General features: G+C 74.9%; 16 protein-coding genes and 1 riboswitch. Of the genes, 8 read left to right on the top strand and 8 right to left on the bottom strand.

Annotated elements, in window-relative coordinates; translation table 11 throughout:
- Nucleotides 1-157 precede the first annotated feature (157 nt).
- The 3 genes from IG94_RS0103735 (at nt 158) to IG94_RS0103725 (ending at nt 5,281) form a co-directional block, all read left to right on the top strand.
- The gene (locus tag IG94_RS0103735) at nt 158-1,228 is read left to right on the top strand and encodes an AAA family ATPase (RefSeq protein WP_043482894.1); all 1,071 of its coding nucleotides are present in this window, start codon (nt 158-160) and stop codon (nt 1,226-1,228) included.
- Nucleotides 1,228-2,580 (top strand): DUF58 domain-containing protein, encoded by a 1,353-nt coding sequence (locus tag IG94_RS0103730; protein WP_031030932.1) that lies wholly within the window; start codon nt 1,228-1,230, stop codon nt 2,578-2,580. Before IG94_RS0103735 ends, IG94_RS0103730 begins: the two co-directional genes overlap by 1 nt.
- A 325-nt stretch (nt 2,581-2,905) precedes the next feature.
- The gene (locus tag IG94_RS0103725; protein ID WP_031030929.1) at nt 2,906-5,281 is read left to right on the top strand and encodes a transglutaminase TgpA family protein; all 2,376 of its coding nucleotides are present in this window, start codon (nt 2,906-2,908) and stop codon (nt 5,279-5,281) included.
- Nucleotides 5,282-5,601: 320 nt separating this feature from the next.
- Here IG94_RS0103725 and IG94_RS0103720 read toward each other — a convergent pair whose 3' ends face one another.
- From IG94_RS0103720 to IG94_RS0103710, 3 genes are all read right to left on the bottom strand, one after another.
- Nucleotides 5,602-6,003, bottom strand: a complete 402-nt coding sequence (locus IG94_RS0103720) for a spore wall synthesis complex protein (protein ID WP_031030926.1) — start codon at nt 6,001-6,003, stop codon at nt 5,602-5,604.
- A gap of 252 nt (nt 6,004-6,255) precedes the next feature.
- On the bottom strand, nt 6,256-7,122 hold the full coding sequence (locus IG94_RS0103715; RefSeq protein ID WP_031030923.1) for a methyltransferase: 867 nt from the start codon (nt 7,120-7,122) through the stop codon (nt 6,256-6,258).
- A 182-nt stretch (nt 7,123-7,304) separates the two neighbouring features.
- On the bottom strand, nt 7,305-7,955 hold the full coding sequence (locus IG94_RS0103710) for an SAV_6107 family HEPN domain-containing protein (protein WP_031030920.1): 651 nt from the start codon (nt 7,953-7,955) through the stop codon (nt 7,305-7,307).
- 183 nt (nt 7,956-8,138) lie between these two features.
- Here IG94_RS0103710 and IG94_RS0103705 point away from each other — a divergent pair, with 183 nt between their 5' ends.
- Together IG94_RS0103705 and IG94_RS0103700 are read left to right on the top strand one after the other, a co-directional pair.
- A complete protein-coding gene (locus tag IG94_RS0103705; RefSeq protein WP_031030918.1) occupies nt 8,139-8,768 on the top strand; it encodes a TetR/AcrR family transcriptional regulator in 630 nt (209 codons plus the stop codon).
- 487 nt (nt 8,769-9,255) lie between these two features.
- A complete protein-coding gene (locus IG94_RS0103700) occupies nt 9,256-10,788 on the top strand; it encodes a phytoene desaturase family protein (protein ID WP_031030915.1) in 1,533 nt (510 codons plus the stop codon).
- Nucleotides 10,789-10,861: 73 nt separating this feature from the next.
- On the opposite strand, the gene IG94_RS0103695 is transcribed toward IG94_RS0103700, so the two are convergent.
- From IG94_RS0103695 to IG94_RS0103675, 5 genes are all read right to left on the bottom strand, one after another.
- Nucleotides 10,862-11,878 (bottom strand): SCO2102 family sporulation regulator, encoded by a 1,017-nt coding sequence (locus IG94_RS0103695; RefSeq protein WP_031030911.1) that lies wholly within the window; start codon nt 11,876-11,878, stop codon nt 10,862-10,864.
- A 56-nt stretch (nt 11,879-11,934) separates the two neighbouring features.
- Nucleotides 11,935-12,858 carry a methylenetetrahydrofolate reductase [NAD(P)H] gene (gene metF, locus IG94_RS0103690; protein ID WP_051159578.1) on the bottom strand — a complete coding sequence of 308 codons (924 nt, stop codon included), beginning with the start codon at nt 12,856-12,858 and terminating at the stop codon, nt 11,935-11,937.
- Between the two features lie 184 nt (nt 12,859-13,042).
- On the bottom strand, nt 13,043-13,726 hold the full coding sequence (gene thiE, locus IG94_RS0103685) for a thiamine phosphate synthase (protein WP_031030905.1): 684 nt from the start codon (nt 13,724-13,726) through the stop codon (nt 13,043-13,045).
- 201 nt (nt 13,727-13,927) lie between these two features.
- A complete protein-coding gene (locus IG94_RS0103680; protein WP_031030902.1) occupies nt 13,928-14,293 on the bottom strand; it encodes an Rv2175c family DNA-binding protein in 366 nt (121 codons plus the stop codon).
- Nucleotides 14,294-14,404: 111 nt separating this feature from the next.
- Entirely contained in the window at nt 14,405-15,625 is a 1,221-nt protein-coding gene (locus IG94_RS0103675) for an NAD(P)/FAD-dependent oxidoreductase (protein ID WP_043482891.1), read from the bottom strand.
- A 216-nt stretch (nt 15,626-15,841) separates the two neighbouring features.
- Nucleotides 15,842-15,953, top strand: a riboswitch (TPP riboswitch).
- Between IG94_RS0103675 and thiO the strand changes: the two genes are divergently transcribed.
- The 3 genes from thiO (at nt 15,951) to IG94_RS0103660 (ending at nt 18,250) form a co-directional block, all read left to right on the top strand.
- Nucleotides 15,951-17,255 (top strand): glycine oxidase ThiO, encoded by a 1,305-nt coding sequence (gene thiO, locus IG94_RS0103670; protein WP_078892147.1) that lies wholly within the window; start codon nt 15,951-15,953, stop codon nt 17,253-17,255. It overlaps the preceding riboswitch by 3 nt.
- Nucleotides 17,252-17,452 (top strand): sulfur carrier protein ThiS, encoded by a 201-nt coding sequence (thiS, locus tag IG94_RS0103665; RefSeq protein WP_031030892.1) that lies wholly within the window; start codon nt 17,252-17,254, stop codon nt 17,450-17,452. Before thiO ends, thiS begins: the two co-directional genes overlap by 4 nt.
- Before the next feature lie 3 nt (nt 17,453-17,455).
- The gene (locus tag IG94_RS0103660; RefSeq protein ID WP_031030889.1) at nt 17,456-18,250 is read left to right on the top strand and encodes a thiazole synthase; all 795 of its coding nucleotides are present in this window, start codon (nt 17,456-17,458) and stop codon (nt 18,248-18,250) included.
- Nucleotides 18,251-18,477 lie beyond the last annotated feature (227 nt).

Genomic DNA, 18,477 nt, shown 5'->3' with positions numbered 1-18,477 from the left:
ACGGCAGCGAGAATACGGGAAGTGGTGCCGTGCGGAACTTTTTCCGCACGGTGTCCGTGAATCGGGGTGGGCCGGTCCGCGACGACGCGGGACCGGCCCGGCAAGTTGGGGTACTCCCGCTTCCCAGGAAGTGCGGGGAAAGGCCGAGGAGGGCCGGGTGACGACCTATGACGATCGGGCGAGCCATGGGGGTGCCCCCTCGCGAGCGTATGCGGGCGCGGGGGACGAACTGACCGCGGTGATCGAGCGGGTACGCGGTTCGGTGGAGGACGTGATCGAGGGCAAGCCCGAGGTCGTGCGGCTCTCGCTGACCGTGCTGCTCGCCGAGGGACACCTGCTGATCGAGGACGTCCCGGGAGTCGGCAAGACCATGCTGGCCAAGGCGCTGGCGCGGTCCATCGACTGTTCCGTGCGCCGGATCCAGTTCACGCCGGACCTGCTGCCCTCGGACATCACCGGCGTGTCCATCTGGGACCAGCAGCGCCGCGACTTCGAGTTCAAGCCCGGCGCGATCTTCGCGCAGGTGGTCATCGGCGACGAGATCAACCGGGCCTCGCCGAAGACGCAGTCCGCGCTCCTCGAGTCGATGGAGGAGCGTCAGGTCACCATCGACGGCCAGACCTACGAGCTGCCCAGCCCGTTCATGGTGGTGGCGACGCAGAACCCGGTCGAGATGGAGGGCACCTACCCGCTGCCGGAGGCCCAGCGCGACCGCTTCATGGCCAGGGTCTCGATCGGGTACCCGAGCCCGGAGGCCGAGCTGCAGATGCTGGACGTGCACGGCGGGGTGAACCCGCTGGACGACCTCCAGCCGGTGGCGCACGCGGACGAGATCCTCAAGCTCGTCGAGGCCGTGCGCGGCGTCCACGTCGCGGACCCGGTCCGGCGGTACGCGGTGGACCTGGTCGCGGCCACCCGCACCCACCCCGACCTCAGACTCGGTGCCTCGCCGCGCGCCACGCTGCACCTGCTGCGCGCCGCGAAGGCGTCCGCCGCCCTGGGCGGCCGGGAGTACGCCCTGCCGGACGACGTGCAGGCCCTCGCGGTCGCCGTCCTGGCCCACCGCCTGCTGCCCACCGCCCAGGCCCAGCTGGGCCGCCGCACCGCCGAGCAGGTGGTCCAGGAGATCCTGCAGCGCGTCCCGGTGCCCGCGGCATCTCAGCAGGCGGGCCTCGGCGCGGGCCGCGGCACGCCGGAGTACGGCCGGCAGACGCCGCGGAGGCTCTGATGGACGCCGGGGGGACGCCGCCGGGCGAGGGCGAGGGCGGCGGCATCCGCACCGCCCTGGCCGGTCTGACCACGCGCGGGCGCTCCTTCCTGGCCGCCGGTGTCGCCGCCGCGGTCTGCGCCTACGTCCTCGGGCAGAGCGACCTGCTGCGGGTCGGGCTGCTCCTCGGGGTACTGCCCCTGGTCTGCGCGGCCGTCCTGTACCGCACGCGCTACCGGGTGGCGGGCAGCCGCCGCCTCTCCCCCGGGCGCGTGCCCGCCGGCAGCGAGGCCCGGGTCCACCTGCGCGTCGACAACGTCTCGCGGCTGCCCACGGGGCTGCTGATGCTCCAGGACCGGGTCCCCTACGTACTGGGGCCGCGCCCCCGGTTCGTTCTCGACCGGGTGGAGCCGGGCGGCCGCCGCGAGGTGTCCTACCGGGTCCGCTCCGACCTGCGCGGCCGCTATCCGCTGGGCCCGCTCCAGATGCGGCTGACCGACCCGTTCGGGCTGTGCGAGCTGACCCGTTCCTTCTCGGCGCACGACACCCTGACCGTGATCCCGCGCGTGGAGCCGCTGCCCCCGGTGCGGCTGAGCGGCGAGGCGAAGGGGTACGGCGAGGGGCGGCAGCGGTCGCTCGCGCTGGCGGGCGACGACGACGTGATCCCGCGCGGGTACCGCTACGGCGACGACCTGCGCCGCGTGCACTGGCGCTCCACCGCGCGCTACGGCGAGCTGATGGTGCGCCGCGAGGAGCAGCCGCAGCGGGCCCGCTGCACGGTGCTGCTCGACACCCGGGTCGTGGCCTACGAGGGTGCCGGTCCCGACTCGGCCTTCGAGTGGGCGGTGTCGGGCGCGGCGTCCGTACTGGTGCACATGCTGGAGCGGGGCTTCTCGGTCCGGCTGCTCACGGGCACCGGCGACTCGGTGCCGGGCGAGGATGCCGACGGCTTCGCGGGCACGAGCCAGGGCACGGCGGACGCGGCCGGGCTGATGCTGGACTTCCTCGCGGTCGTCGACCAGTCCGACGACACGGGCCTGTCCCCGGCGTACGACGTGCTGCGCGGCGGGACCGACGGGCTGCTGGTGGCCTTCTTCGGGGACCTGGACGAGGAGCAGGCCGCGGTGGCCGCCAGGATGCGGCAGCGCAGCGGCGGCGCCGTCGCCTTCGTCCTCGACAGCGCGGCCTGGATGCGGGAACCGGCGGACGTGGCCGGTCCGTTGGACAGGAGCGAGGAACGGCTGCGGATGCTGCGCGAGGCGGGCTGGACCGCGGTGCTCGTGCCGCGCGGCGCGACGCCGGAGGAGGTGTGGCGCCTGGCGGACCGCGAGCGCACCGCCCTCGCGGCGACCGGCGGGGAGGGAACCCGATGACGGCACGGACACGGCCCGCGCTCCACGCGGAGACGGCGCCCGCGGGGCCGCGGGGCGGCGGGGCACCGCGAGCGGGGGGCGTTCTCCCGGCCGGGCCCCGGGCTCGCCCGGTGGCCGGAACCGGAACGGCCGGGCGGGAACGGCGGCCCGGTCGGTGTACGCGGTGTGCGCTGCGTGCGCCGGGCGGTGCTCCGGGCCGCGGGCCCGCGCGAACGGTGGCCTCCGTGGCAGGCGCCGCGGAGAGCCGGCGGAGGCGGGTCGTTCGGTGCGGGGGCGCGGGTGACCTCGCCGGTGGCGCGGTGTCCGGCGGCCGGGGAGGGGCACGATGAGCGGGCGGGCGCGGCTGGCGCTGTGCGCGTGGGCCGCCACCCTGATGGCGGCGTGTGCGCTGCTGCCGCTGGTCGACCCGGCGACGTGGATCCTCCAGGCGGCGTTCCTGCTGGCGGTGCAGTCCGGTGTGGGTGCGGTGGCCCGCCGGGTGCAGCTGTCCCGGCCACTGGTCGCCGGCGCGCAGGCGCTGGCCGCGCTGCTGCTCCTGACACTGGCCTTCGCCCGGGAGCAGGCCTTCGCCTGGCTGGTGCCGGGCCCGCAGGCCTTTCAGCGCTTCGCCGACCTGCTCCAGCAGGGCGGCGACGACATCGCCCGGTACGCGATCCCGGCACCGCTGGAGTCCGACGGCATCCGGCTGATGCTGGTCGGCGGTGTCCTGGTGATCGGACTGCTGGTCGACACCCTCGCGGTGACCTTCCGCAGCGCCGCGCCGGCCGGTCTGCCGCTGCTCGCGCTGTACTCGGTGGCCGCGGGGCTGTCCGAGGGCGGCACCGACTGGCTCTGGTTCCTGGTCGCGGCGGTCGGCTATCTGATGCTGCTGCTGGCCGAGGGACGGGACCGGCTCTCGCAGTGGGGCCGGGTCTTCAGCGGCGCGCCCCGCGCGCCGGGCGGGGAGCAGACCGGCGCGGTCGCGCCCGTCCGCACCGGCCGGCGTATCGGGGCCTTCGCGCTGGGCATCGCCCTGGTGGTGCCGCTCGCCCTGCCCGCGATGGACGGCGGGCTGCTGGACAGCGCCGGGAACGGCGTCGGCTCCGGCACGGGCGGCGGCGGCACGATCTCCGCGGTGAACCCCCTGGTCTCCCTGCGCGACAGTCTCAACGTCGACGAGAACAAGCAGGTCCTCTCCCTCCAGACCGACTCGGAGGACCTGTCGAGCCTGTACCTGCGCATCGTCTCCCTGGACGACTTCGACGGCACCACCTGGAAGCCGTCCAAGCGGCACATCACGGCCGTACCGGAGGGCACCTTCCCCACGCCGGCCGGTCTCGGTCCGGAGGTCGCCCGCACACAGACCCGCACCTTCGTCTCGGCCGCCGACTGGTACGCCCAGGACTGGCTGCCGATGCCGTACCCGCCGAGCGACGTGCGCGTCGCGGGCAACTGGCGCTACGAACCGGTTGGCATGACGCTGGTCGGCGACCACGGCCAGAACACCCGCGGCCTGAAGTACGAGGTGCGGAGCCTGAACGTGCAGCCGACGGCGGACCAGCTCGCCGCGGCACCGCCGCCCCCGTCGGCGCTGGAGCGCGAGTACACGAAACTGCCGGACTCGTTGCCCGAGGTGGTCTTCCAGACCGCCCGCAAGGTCACCGAGGGCGCGACGAACCCCTACGAGCAGGCGGTCAGGCTCCAGGAGTACTTCGCGGTCAATGGCGGTTTCGAGTACGACACCCAGGTGAAGGTCGGCAGCGGCTCGGAGGCGATAGCCCGGTTCCTGAAGGACAAGGAGGGCTTCTGCGTCCACTTCTCCTTCGCCATGGCGGCGATGGCCCGCTCCCTGGACCTTCCGGCCCGGGTGGCGGTGGGCTTCGCGCCAGGCTCCCCGCAGGCGGACGGCTCGGTGGCGGTGGGGCTGCGGGACGCGCACGCCTGGCCCGAGGTGTACTTCGAGGGCGTGGGCTGGACCCGCTTCGAGCCGACGCCGACGCGCGGCTCGACCCCGTCGTACACCATCACGGACACGCCGGGCAGTTCGGTACCGGATCCGGCTCTGCCGTCCGAGGACACGGAGAGCGAGCCGTCGGCGGCGCCTTCGACGAGCGAGAGCTGCTCGCCGCAGGACAAGAAGCTGGACGCCTGCGACTCCGAGACGGCGGCGGCCCTGCCCGTCGCGGACGACGACGGGCCGACGTGGCACGCGGCGCTGGCCTGGTCGCTGGCCGGGACGGCGGTCCTGCTGATCCTGCTCGCACCGATGCTGTGGCGGTTGCGTGTCCGGGCTCGGCGGCTGGGGGCGCACGGCCGCGGCGAGGCGGACGCCGGCCCGCACACCTTGGCGGTCTGGCAGGAGCTGACCGACACGGCGTGGGACTACGGCGTCCCGCCTGAGCAGTCGCAGACCCCGCGCAGAGCGGCGGCCCGGATCGTCCGGCTCGGGCAGCTCGATCCGGCGGCCGCGGCGGCGGTGCACCGGATGGCGGACGCCGTGGAACAGGTCCTCTACGCCCCCCGCCCGCGGCTGACGGCCGGGCTCGCGGAGGATGCCCGCCTGGCGGTCGCCGGCCTGCGGGCACCCGTCGGCCGGGGCACGCGGCTGCGCGCACGGTTCGCACCGCGCTCGGCCGTACGGGTGGCCTGGGCGGCGTCGGACCGGTGGACCGCCCTGCGGCGGCGGGCGAGGGCGGCCCGGCCGACGGGCCAGCAGGGCTGAACGGGGGCCGGGAGGCGATCCTCGCGCGCAGGAGCGCGGCGACCGCGCCTCCCGGCCGCCGCCCGTACGGCGGGCAGCATGCGGCGGGCAGCGCCTGCCCCGAGGTTTGTTCCCCGCCCACACGGCCACACAGGTGACGACCGACGCAGCGCCCACGAGAGGTCGCCCGCCCCGGCGAAGGCACATGTCGGCTTCCGCCACCGGTCACGGCATGCAGGCAGGGCGGACCGGGCGGCCACACGTGCGTGTGAGGGGGTGACCACCCGGACGGCGGTCACCCCCTCACGCGAACGTTCTGGTGAGCGGCTGGTCGGGGCGCGTTACTGGCCGCCCTGCTGTTCGTCCCTGCGACGCTGCCAGCGCTCGTCGATGCGATCCATCATGGAGCGTTTCTGCCGTTGCTGACGGCGCGCCTGCGGACCGGCACCGGCAGCCTGCTGCTCGCCCGGCTTGGGGGCCTTGCGCCAGCCGGTCACGGCGAGAACCGCACAGCCCAGCATGACGAGGAAGCCCACCACACTGAGCCACACCTGCTGCGCGACCATACCGGCCATGAGGAGCGCAATACCTACGAGGAAGCCCGCGACCGCCTGGTAGACCCGTCGCCGGGTGTACGTACGCAGCCCGCTTCCCTCGAGCGCTGTCGCGAACTTGGGATCTTCGGCGTACAGCGCTCGCTCCATCTGCTCGAGCATGCGCTGCTCGTGCTCCGAGAGCGGCACGGAGTCCTCCTCATCGTGCAGTCGCCGGGGCGACCCGGGGGGTCCCTTAAGGATAGGCAGGGAATCGCCCCCGTGAAACCCGCCCCTCTACGCCAATTGACCAACCGGACTCCGTCATGGCCGTGCCGGCTCGCTGAAGTTCCCATTCCCCAGCGGCCGACCCGTCATGCCGGGCGGTCTCCCTCGATCATACGGCGACTGGCCCCCGTTCGGGGGGCCTGTGGCGTACTCCATCTGCAGTCGCGTCCCTGATCAGCGCCGTACCCCACCGGGCGGCCGAGCCCCTTCGTTCCCCTGCGTCTCACCGAGCACATGAAGCTGGGTGGCCACGGAGTGGAAGGGGGCGAGTTCGGCGGCCGCGGCCTCCAGCCTCAGCAGGGCGTCCACGGCACCCGGCTCGGTGTCCACGAGGCCGCCGGGGACGAGATCGGCGAAGACCCGTACGCCGTGCACGGCACCGACACGGAGCCCGGCGGCCTCGACCAGGCCGGTGAGCTGTTCGGCGGTGAACCGGCGCGGCACGGGGTCGCCCGTGCCCCAGCGGCCGTCCGGGTCGGCCAGCGCCTGCCGGGCCTCCGTGAAGTGCCCGGCGAGGGCGCGGGCGAGTACCGCCCCGCCCAGGCCCGCGGCGAGCAGGCTGAGGACGCCCTCGGCGCGCAGGGCGGCGACCACGTTGCGCACGCCTTCCGCGGGGTCGTCCACGTACTCCAGGACGCCGTGGCACAGCACCGCGTCGTACCCTCCGCGCTCGACCACGTCGAAGAGGCCGCCGGCGTCCCCCTGGACGCCCCGCACGCGGTCGGCGACCCCGGCCTCGGCGGCGCGGCGCTCCAGGGCGAACAGGGCGTTGGGGCTCGGGTCGACGACGGTGACGCGGTGACCGAGGCCGGCCACCGGCACCGCGAAGTTGCCGCTGCCGCCTCCGGTGTCGAGGACGTCCAGGGCCTGGCGTCCGGTGGCCTTGACCCGGCGGTCTAGGGCGTCCTGGAGCACGTCCCAGACCACGGCGGTGCGCAGGGCGGCCCTGGAGCGCGCGGGCTCGGAGCGCGGGGACTCCGACCGCGGGGACTCCGGCTGCGGACGGGAGTGGGAGACGGGTGGGCGCATCGGGTCCGACACGGCAGTTGACTCCTCGGCGCGGCACCGCCTCGGACACGGGCGGAGCGAACGGGCTGCCGCCCCCGCCCGGTGCGGGAAAGGGGGAGGCTTCAGGCGCCTCCCACCCTATTGCCTGCGCCGCGTGGGCCGGTCACCCCGTCCACCGGCGCCGGAGCCCGTCCGTGACCGGTGGAACGGCGTCCTCAGCCCGCGTCCGGCAGCTCCTGGTCCGGGTCCGCCCCCGAGTCCGTGCCGGGGCCCGTGCGGGCGCTTCCGGGGCGGGCGTCGGCGGCGGGACCGGGGCCGTCGGGGCGGTCGGGGCCGGCCGCGCCCGGGCCGTCGGAGTCGGGGCGCGGCTGGGGCAGGACCGGCTGGAGGACCAGCATCCGCTCCACCAGGCGCAGGAACATCGCCACGTCGCGTATCAGGTCGTCGGCGTCCCGGCGCCCGGCGGCGCCCTGGATACCCGCCTCGGCACGCGCCCTGCGGCGGGCGCCGGAGGCGAACAGCGCGCTCCAGTCGGACAGCTCGGGTGCGATCTCGGGCAGCACCTCCCAGGCGCTGCGGATGCGGGCCCGGGCCCGCGGTGTGGTCTCCGGGCGGCCCCGGGCGGCGAGCACCGCGGCGGCGGTGCGCAGGGCGGCCAGGTGGGCCGTGGCGTAGCGCTCGTTCGGCGCTTCGAGGACGGTGGCCTCTTCGAGTCCGGACCGGGCCTGGGCGAGCAGGTCGAGGGCGGCGGGCGGGGCGGTCGCCCGGCGGAGCACGGGGTGCACGTCGCTCGCCGGGCCGGTCAGTGAGGGTGCAGGGCCGGCTGCGCGGCGCCGCCGGGCGGCGGCTGCGGACGAGTGGGCCATGACGATCCTCCTGTCGTCTCCGTGACGGCACCCCCCGGCGGGAGGTGCCGTATGTGCCCATCGTGAGGTATGGCACTGACAATCCGTTCTGACCTGCACTTTCCCTTCGATCAGCCGTTCGGTTCGAGGGGGTGCGGGCCCTGCGGTGGGAGCACCCCGGACAGTGCTGTGAGAATCGGGGCCATGGAAAGCAGCAGCACCGCCCGGCAGGGCGGCAGCCGGCGCGAGGCCACCCGGCAGAAGCTCTACGAAGCGGCCGTCACCCTCATCGCCGAGCAGGGCTTCTCCGCCACCACGGTGGACGAGATCGCCGAGCGGGCCGGTGTCGCGAAGGGCACGGTCTACTACAACTTCGCCAGCAAGTCCGTGCTCTTCGAGGAGCTGCTGCGGCACGGCGTCGGGCTCCTCACCGCCTCGCTGCGGCAGGCGGCCCAGCAGGCGGCCGGGGAGGGCCGCGGCCGGGTCGACGCCCTGGACGCGATGATCCGCGCGGGGCTCGTCTTCATCGACCGCTATCCGGCCTTCACCCAGCTGTACGTGGCCGAGCTGTGGCGCACCAACCGGGCTTGGCAGTCCACGCTGCTCGTGGTCCGGCAGGAGGCCGTGGCCGTGGTGGAGGAGGTGCTGCGCGAGGGGATGGCGAGCGGCGAGTTCAGCGAGGAGATCGACGTGCCGCTGACCGCGGCGGCGCTGGTCGGCATGGTCCTGGTGGCGGCGCTGGACTGGCAGTCGTTCCAGCCGGAGCGCTCCCTCGACGACGTGCACGCCGCGCTGTCGCGACTGCTCCAGGGGCGGGTGAGCGGCCGGGTCTGACCCGGGGCGGCGGGGCACGGCGCATCGGCACCCGCACGGCAGCACCACAGCGCACCGCACCGCACGGCACCGCGCACGAAGAACGCCGGTCCGTGGTGGCCGCGTCCCCCGCGGGCCGCCGTCGGACCGGCGCCTTCTCCTGCTCCCCCGTGTGTTCCCCCGTCGAACCCCCGTTACCGGTCGTTCCCCCGGGTCCCCCCGTGCCTCGCTTCCGCCGACCGCGGTCGGCGGAAGGAGCGGATCGCGGGCCCGGCTCCGTTCCGGCGCCCCGTGCCGCCGGTGCCGGAGCCGTGCCCCTCTCCGTGCCTCCACTCTCTCGTTCTCGCAGGTCGGGGCCCATCCGTGCCCGTACTCAACTCTCGCCCTAGGTACCCGTACTCAGGCCTGCGCACCCCGGCCCACGGCGGCGCGCGGCCGGCCGCTCACCTGCGCACCCGTTGCGGTACTCGGCACGGGGCTGTCGGTGGGGGCGGATAAGGTCCCTGGCATGGCACGGATTGCGGTGATCGGCGCCGGGATGGGCGCGATGGCGGCGGCCGCCCGGCTGGCCGTCGCGGGCCACCGGGTGGTGGTGTACGAGCGGACGGGGACGTACGGCGGCGCCCTGGGCCGCTTCGAGCGGAACGGGTTCTCCTTCGACACCGGCCCCGGTCTGCTTCCGCTGCCCGCGGTCTGGCGCGATCTGTTCGTGAAGACCGGGAAGGAGCCGCTGGAGTCCCGCGTCGACCTGGTCCAGGTCGACCCCTCGTCACGGCACGTCTTCGCGGACGGCACCGAGGTCGCGCTGCCGAACGCCTCCCGCGCCGGTGTCGTCGCCGCCCTGGACGCGGCGCTGGGCGCGGCGGCCTCCGCACGCTGGGGCGACTTCCTGGTGCGGGCCCGGGAGACCTGGGACCGCACCCGCCGTCCCCTCCTGGAGGAGCCGCTCTGGCCGAACTGGGAGGTGCTGGCCGAGCGCGAGCCCTACCCGTCGGTCCCGCACCGGCGGCTGCTGCGCACCCGCCGGGCCGGCACCCTCGCCGAGGTCGGCGCCCTGGAGCTGCGCGACCCTCGGCTGGCCGCCCTCCTGGACGGCCACGCGCTCGCGCACGGCCTGGACCCCCGCACCGCCCCGGCGAACGCCGCCGTGCTCCCGTACATGGAGTACGCCTTCGGGATGTGGTACGTGCGCGGCGGCGGCCTGCGGGAGCTGGCGCGGGCGGTGTACGAGCGATGCCTGGCCCGCCGGGTCGAGTTCCGTTTCGGCACCGAGGTCACCGCGGTCGTCGAGAAGGACGGCCGGGTGAGGGGGGTGGAACCGGCCGAAGGGGTCGTGGAGGCGGCGGAGTTCGTGGTCGCCGGTGTGCCGCCGGACGTACTGGACCGCCTCCGCGGTGGAGCGGGTGGAGCGCCGGTGCGGCCCGGCGGCGGGGTGCCCCCGCAGCGGGGCGGGGCGAGCCGGCTGACGGTGCTGCTGGCGCTGCGGGGCGGCCGCCCGGAGGGCACGGCGCACCGGACGGTGGTGCACGCGCGGGACCGCGAGGCCGAGTTGGACGGCCTGTTCGGCGCCGGTCCCGGCATGGCCGCGCAGCCGACCGTCACCGTCCTGCGGCCGGACGACCCGGCGCTGGTCCCGGACGCGGACCACGAGGCGGTCACGCTCTCCGCGCCGGTGCCCGCCCCGCCGGCCGGCACCGGGCGGGCCGCGGCCGGGGTGCCGGCCCGGCAGCAGGCCGAGCGGCTGATCGACGTCGCCGGACGGGCGGTGCCCGGTCTGCGCGACCGGCTCCTGTGGCACGAGGTGCGCGGCCCGGCCGACGTCGCGGCTGCCACCGGCGCGGCGGACGGTGCGATTCCGGCCCCGGCGCTGGCAGGTGCCGGAGGGCGGCTGCTGCACGCGGCCAACAGCACGGGCACGGACGGCCTGTTCACGGTCGGCGGCTGGTCCCACCCGGGAGGCGGGCTGCCGCACGCCGGCATGTCGGGCGCGCTGGTGGCCGGACTCGTGGTCGAGGGCCCGGAGTTCCGCGGTTCCCAGTGACCGGCCGGGCCGGCCGGGCTCCGGGGACGCCGGGGACGCCGGGGACGGTGACGATCGGTCACCCGAGGAGCCGTCAGAAGCGGTACTGCTCGTCGTACCCCTGGTTCTGACCCTGACCCTGCCCCTGTGCCTGGCCGTTGCCCTGGTAGGGGTAGGGCTGCTGCTCCGGCGGGAGTTCGCCGCCGTAGGGGTCGTCGGTGCTGCGCTGCTGCGGCACCCATACGCCGCCGGCCGGGGTCTCGCCGCCGTAGCCGCCCTGCGCGCCGGGGGCGTACTGGTCCTGGCCGTAGGCCTGTTGACCGTAGCCCTGCCCGCCGGTCGTGTCGTAGCCCCCGGTGTCGTACGCCCCGCCGCCGTAGGTGTGGGTGCCGATGTACGGGTCGGAGTAGGCGGCGTACTGCTGCTGGGTGCCGGTGTCGTAGCCGTACCCCTGCTGCCCGTAGCCCGAGTAGTCGTAGGCGTAGGCCTGGTCGGCGCCCGGCGCGGCGGCCGGCTGCTCCTGCGGGGCCTGGGCGTAGCCCGAGTCGGCGTAGACGCCGTACGAGCCGGTGTCGTCGGGCATGGGCTGCGGCTCGTAGACGGCGGTGGTCTCCGCGGCCGAGGGATCGGCGGTGCGGGCCGGGGTGAAGACGTCGTCGCGGTCGGGGTCGTCCTGGCCGTAGGCCGGGCCACCGAGGCCCGGGGTGCCGTGCGCGGGGGTGCCGTAACCCTGCGCGGCGTCGTCGTAGCCGTAGCCGTCGCGGTGGTCCTGGCCGCCCTCGGCAGCCTCCAGGCCGGAGACCTCCAACGTCGGTTCCCGGCGCTTCCGTTCGCCCCGGCCGCGCTTGAGTCCCGCCGGGGCGTTGACCGCCCAGCCGGCCTCGAAACCGCGGCGGAAGGACAGCGTGACGTAGGTCTGGCCGACCGCGAAGGCGGCGGCGCCCACTCCGATGACGAGCACGTTGGAGAGCAGCACACCGGCGACGACGCCGACGAAGCCGCCGAAGGCGAGCAGCCGCCAGCGCAGCCGCGCCTTGTACTGCAGCAGCACCTCGCCGAGCAACCACAACGCGACCACGCCGAACGCGATGTAGAGGACCGTCCAGCCCATGTACGCCCCTCTCCCAGTGGCCGCTACGCAGTGTGTCGTAAATATGTGCGGCCGGTCTAGGCCCGCGGTGGGTGGTGCAGGCCCAGGTTCTCGTAGATTTCCAGCGTCGCCGTGGAGTTGTTGAGCGTGATGAAGTGCAGCCCGGGCACGCCCTCAGCCAGCAGCGCCGCGCAGAACTCAGTGGCGAACTCGATTCCGATCGAGCGTACAGCCGCCGGATCGTCCTTGGCTGTGAGGATCCGCTCTTTCAGCTCGGCCGGGAACGCGGCATTGCTGAGCTGCGGCAACCTTTCCAGCATCTTCACACTCGTCACCGGCATGACCTCGGGAATGACCGGCGTCTCGCAGCCGGCCGCGGCGACCCGGTCGCGCAGCCTCAGGTAGGACTCGGGCTGGAAGAACATCTGCGTGATCGCGTAGTCGGCGCCGGCCCGGCACTTGTCGACGAAGTGCGTGACGTCCGCGTCCCAGTCGGCGGAGCGCGGGTGCATCTCGGGGAAGGCCGCGACGCCGACGCAGAAGTCCCCCGACTCCTTGATGAGCCGGACCAGTTCGGCGGCGTAGGTGAGGCCCTCGGGGTGCGCGATCCAGTCGGCGCCCGGGTCGCCGGGCGGGTCGCCGCGCACGGCCAGCATGTTCCTGATCCCGGCGTCCGCGTACTGGCCGATGATGTTGCGCAGCTCGGCGACGGAGTGGTCGACGGCGGTGAGGTGGGCCACCGGGGTCAGCGTGGTGTCGGCGACGATCTGCTGCGTCTCGCGGACCGTGCCCGCCCGCGTGGAGCCGCCCGCGCCGTAGGTGACGGAGACGAAGTCCGGGGCCACGGCCTCCACCCGGCGGAGCGCACTCCACAGGTTCCTCTCGCCCTTGGGCGTCTTCGGCGCAGAGAACTCGAACGAGTACGTCGTCTTGCCGGTGGCGAGGATGTCACGCACCGTGCGGGCGCGGTCAGTCCTCGTGCTTGCGGTTCCGAGGGCCATACGGGCAGGTTAGCCAGGTGGCGGGCGCTCCCCCAACCGGATGCGGGATATTTGTCCGCATTGTCGATTTGTTGTCCATCCTTTGGACACATGCCCCGGGCATCGCCACCCGGATCCCGACCCGAGCCCCGGCCCGCTCCCGCGCCGGGGTCCCCGCCGCCCCGGAGACGGGGGGCGACGGGCTCTACGGCCGGGACGGGGACGGACCCTGCGCCTCCCGCAGCCGCTTCGCGAACTCCGCCGCCGCCGCGCCCGGGTCGTCCGCGGCGGTGATGGCCCGGACGACCACGACGCGCCTGGCGCCCGCCTCCAGCACCTCGTCGAGGTTGCCGAGGTCGATGCCGCCGATGGCGAACCAGGGGCGCTCGGGGTGCTGTGCCGCGGTGTGGCGGACCAGGCCGAGGCCGGGCGCGTGACGGCCGGGCTTGGTGGGGGTGGGCCAGCACGGGCCGGTGCAGAAGTAGTCCACGCCGTCCTGCGCGGCGGCGGCGTCGGCCTCGGAGCCGGCGTGCGTGGAGCGCCCTATGAGGACGTCGTCGCCGAGGATCGCGCGGGCGGCGGGGACCGGGAGGTCGCCCTGGCCGAGGTGGAGCACGTCGGCGCGGGCGGCGTGCGCGACGTCCGCGCGGTCGTTGACGGCGAGGAGCCTGCCGTGGCGGGCGCAGGCGTCGGCGAACACCTTCAGGTGCTCCAGCTCCTCCGCGGCCTCCATGCCCTTGTCGCGCAGCTGCACGATGTCGACGCCGCCCGCCAGTACGGCGTCCAGGAACTCGGGCAGGTCGCCCTGGCTCCGGCGGGCGTCCGTGCACAGGTAGAGCCGGGCGTCGGCGAGCTTGGCCCGGGCGGTGGTCGAAGCGGTGTCGGGCATGCGGGTGTCCCCCCGGGTCGGTGGCTTGAACGTGCGGGCGTCGCGCGTGGCGGAGCGGCCCGGCTCGCACCGGGATGTCCCGCTTCCGGGGCGGCGGCGGACCGCCGCCGCCGCGGGTGCGCCGCGGGCGGTCACGGCCGCCGGGGCCGTGGACCGCGGTGCGCCCGCCGGGCGACGTGGCAGGTCGGACGACGTGGCAGGTCAGACGGCGAGCGCCTGGGCGCGGCGCTTCACCTCCGTACCGCGGTTCTCACTCAGTGCCTGCGCGGGGGTGCCCGGCAGGGACGGGTCGGGAGTGAAGAGCCACTCCAGCATCTCCTCGGCCGTGAACCCGTCGTCCCGCAGCAGGGTGAGGGTTCCGACCAGGCCCTTGACGACCCGGTCCTCGTCGATGAAGGCCGCGGGGATGTGCAGTGCGCGGTTCTCACCGCGGCGGACGGCGATGAGCTGGCCTTCCTTGATCAGCTGGCGTACCCGGGTCACCTCGACACCGAGCATCTCGGCGATGTCGGGAACGGTCAGCCAGGCAGGCACGAGAGCATCGGTCTTTGCGTCAATCTCGGTCACGTATCAAGCCTGCCATCTGCCGCTGACAGTCGGAAGCCGGACCGGGCCCGGTCGTCGGGTTGCCGTCGTCCGCAGCAGCCAAGGAGCAGCAGCCGGGGGGTACGACGGGGTCTAGGCCACCGCCGTCGCCGCCTTCAGTGGTCTGGCCGGGTCGGCCAGCAGCTCCGGGTCCATCGCGGTGCCCGCCTGGATCAGGCGCCTGCCCTGCGCCAGGTCCCGGGGGCGGCCCACCGCCAGCAGGGCGACGAGGCGGCCCTCGCGCAGCCAGCAGACCGTCCACGCCGGCCCCGAGGGTTCACCCCGCCACAGGGTGGTGTCGGCCGCCGTGTGGTGACCGGCGTACTGGACGAAGCGGCCGAACTGCTCGGACCAGAAGTACGGCACCGGGTCGTAGGGCGCCGGGTCCTCGCCGCCGGGTGAGCCGACGATGTCGGCGGCGACCGTGCGCGGGCCCTGGAGGGCGTTGTCCCAGTGGTGGACCAGCAGCCGCTCGCCGTAGCGGGCGGAGGGGAAGGAGGCGCAGTCGCCGACCGCGTGGACGTCGGAGGCGGAGGTGCGCAGGTGGGCGTCGGCCAGGACCTCGCCGTGCGCGCCCAGCTCGATCCCCGAGCCGGCGAGCCAGGCGGTGGCCGGGCGGGCCCCGATGCCGACGACGACCGCGTCGGCGGGCAGCCGGGTGCCGTCGTCGAGGACGACCCGGCCGGACGCTCCGGGGCCGCCGGGCTCGACGCGCTCCACGCGCGCGTGGGTGCGCAGTTCGGCGCCCGCGTCGGCGTACCAGGCGGCCATGGGCGCGGCCACACCGGCGGGCAGCGCGTCGGCCAGGGGCCGGTCGGCGGCCTCCACCACCGTGACCGCGCAGCCCGCCTCGCGCGCGGCGGTGGCGAACTCTGCGCCGATCCAGCCCGCGCCGACGACCACGACGTCGTGCTGCCGGGCCAGCACGGGGCGCAGCCGTTCGGCGTCGTCCAGGGTGCGCAGCAGGTGCACGCCGGGCACACCGTCGGCGCCGGGGAGACGGACGGGTTCGGCACCGGTCGCCAGCACGAGGACGTCGTACGGCACGGGCCCCTCGGAGGTGTCCAGGACGTGCGCGCCGGGGCGGACGCCGAGGGCCTCGACGCCCAGTCGGAGGGTGATGCCGAGCGCGTCGAAGTCGACGTCGAAGGCGGAGCCCTCGGCCGTGCCGAGCAGGACGGCCTTGGAGAGCGGCGGGCGGTCGTACGGCTGGTGCGGCTCGGCGCCGATCAGGGTCACGGTGCCGGTGAAGCCCCGCTCCCGCAGGGCGACGGCGGTCTGCACACCCGCCATGCCGGCGCCCACGACGACCACGCGCCGCCCGGTTTCCGCCGCGGGTTCCCGGCCCCGTTCCCGTGTCTGCTCGCTCACCTGATCACCTTAACGACCTGCCGCGTCGCCGGTCAGTGTCCGTGCACGGTGAGCTGCTCCACAGCACAGCACAGCGGCGCACGGCACTGCCCGGCCGGCCGCCCGCCGCCGGGCAGCTCCCTTACGGGTTCGGCGCCCCGCGGGCTAGGGTGGACGGCGTAGAGCACTCGCGGGAGCCCGGACGCACCGGGCTGAGAGGGAGGCTGGCGGCCTCCGACCGTACGAACCTGATCCGGGTCATGCCGGCGAAGGGAGGGGCTGGACGCCCATGTCGTCCCCAGCACACACCGCGTCATCAACCCGCACGGAACCATCGGCGCGCACAGCGTCGTCCGGGGTCACCGAGTCGCCGGCACCCGCGGCGTCGTCCGGGGTCACCGAGTCGTCCGCACCGGCCGCGTCCGGCACGCCCGACGTCCTCGTCGTCGGCGGCGGTGTCATCGGGCTGGTCACCGCCTGGCGGTCCGCGCAGCGCGGGCTCGCCACGGCTCTCGTCGACCCCGAGCCGGGCGGCGGGGCGGCCCGGGTCGCGGCCGGGATGCTGGCGGCCGTCACCGAGCTGCACCACGGCGAGCAGACGCTGCTCGCGCTGAACCTCGCCTCGGCCCGCCGCTACCCCGACTTCGCGGCCGAGCTGACCGACCTCACCGGTCAGGACCTCGGGTACCGCCGCTGCGGCACCCTCGCCGTCGCGCTGGACGCCGACGACCGCGCAGGCCTGCGCGAACTGCACGCGCTCCAGCAACGCTCCGGCCTGGAGTCGGAGTGGCTGTCGGGGCGCGAGTGCCGGCGTCTGGAACCGATGCTCGCGCCGGGCGTGCGCGGGGGACTGCGGGTGGACGGCGACCATCAGGTCGACCCGCGCCGCCTCGCCCGCGCGCTCGTCGCCGCCTGCGAACGGGCGGGTGTGGTCTTCCACCGGGTGTGGGCCGAGCGGCTCACCGTCGGGCGCGGCGAGCGGGCCACCGGGATCGTCACCGCCGACGGCACCGCGCTGGAGGCGGGACGGGTGGTGCTGGCCGGGGGCAGCCTGAGCGGACGGCTCGCGGGCGTGCCGGACGCCGTACTGCCGCCCGTGCGGCCCGTGAAGGGCCAGGTGCTGCGGCTGACGATGCCGTCGGCGCACGGGCCGCTGCTCAACCGGACGGTGCGCGCCGTGGTGCGCGGCAACCACGTCTACCTGGTGCCCCGGGAGAACGGCGAGCTGGTCGTCGGCGCCACCAGCGAGGAGCTGGGCTGGGACACGACGGTCACCGCGGGCGGCGTCTACGAGCTGCTGCGCGACGCGCACGAACTGGTCCCCGGCATCACCGAGCTGCCGCTCACGGAGACCCGCGCGGGGCTGCGTCCCGGCTCCCCGGACAACGCGCCGCTGCTCGGTCCGACCGAGCTGGAGGGGCTGCTGCTGGCCACCGGGCACCACCGCAACGGCATCCTGCTCACCCCCGTCACCGGCGACGTCCTGGCGCACGCCCTGACCACCGGGGAACTCCCGGACGAGGCCCTGCCCTTCACCCCCCGGCGCTTCGGCGCCGCCCCCGCACGCCCGGCACACTCGGAGCAGCCCGCATGAACATCTCCGTCAACGGCGAGCCGCGCGAGGTGGCTCCCGGCACCGCCCTGGACTCCCTGGTGGGCACGCTCACCGCGGCACCGTCCGGAGTGGCCGCCGCCCTGAACGAAACCGTCGTCCCGCGCGCGCGGTGGTCCGACACCGCCCTGGCCGACGGCGACCGCGTCGAGGTCCTCACCGCTGTGCAAGGAGGCTGACCGATGGCCGACGATCCCTTCGTCCTCGGCGGTACGTCGTACACGTCCCGCCTGATCATGGGTACGGGCGGAGCGCCCAGCCTGGACGTGCTGGAGCGCGCGCTGGTGGCGTCCGGGACCGAGCTGACGACCGTCGCGATGCGGCGCGTGAACGCGTCGGTGCACGGGTCGGTGCTGTCCGTACTGGACCGGCTCGGCATCCGGGTGCTGCCGAACACCGCCGGCTGCTTCACCGCCGGGGAGGCCGTGCTCACCGCGCGGCTGGCGCGCGAGGCGCTCGGCACGGACCTGGTCAAGCTGGAGGTCATCGCCGACGAGCGCACCCTGCTGCCCGACCCGATCGAACTGCTGGACGCGGCGGAGACGCTGGTCGACGACGGGTTCACGGTGCTGCCGTACACGAACGACGACCCGGTGCTGGCGCGGAAGCTGGAGGACGTCGGGTGCGCGGCGATCATGCCGCTGGGCTCGCCGATCGGGTCGGGGCTCGGCATCCGCAACCCGCACAACTTCCAGCTGATCGTGGAGCACGCGCGCGTGCCGGTGATTCTGGACGCGGGGGCCGGTACGGCGTCGGACGTGGCGCTGGCGATGGAGCTGGGGTGCGCGGGAGTGATGCTGGCCTCGGCGGTGACGCGGGCCCAGGAGCCGGTGCTCATGGCGGAGGGGATGCGGTGCGCGGTGGAGGCGGGGCGGTTGGCCCGGCGGGCGGGGCGGATGCCTCGGCGGCACATGGCGGTGGCGTCCTCGCCGGTTGAGGGGGTCGCCGCGCTGGATCCGGAGCGGCCGGCGTTCTGAGTCGCGGGTGAGGTGCCCGGCGTGGGTATCGGCCGGGGGTGACTCGCGGGGCCCGGCGTGGACGGGGTGCCCGTGAGTGCGGGCCGGGGGCGGGTGCACGGCCCGGCGCTGCCGGGTGCCGCTGCGCCCACCCGTGCCGCCCCAGCGGCACGACTGCCCGCAGCGGCCGGGGGGGTGCCAGGTACGTCACAGATGGGATGCAGTACTGGTCCGATGCTGTTCGGCGG

It is taken from the genome of Streptomyces olivaceus (assembly GCF_000721235.1).
In the GTDB taxonomy this organism is placed as follows: domain Bacteria; phylum Actinomycetota; class Actinomycetes; order Streptomycetales; family Streptomycetaceae; genus Streptomyces; species Streptomyces olivaceus.
Note: the sequence above shows the minus strand (reverse complement) of the source record. Positions and strands in the feature narration are given on the sequence as shown.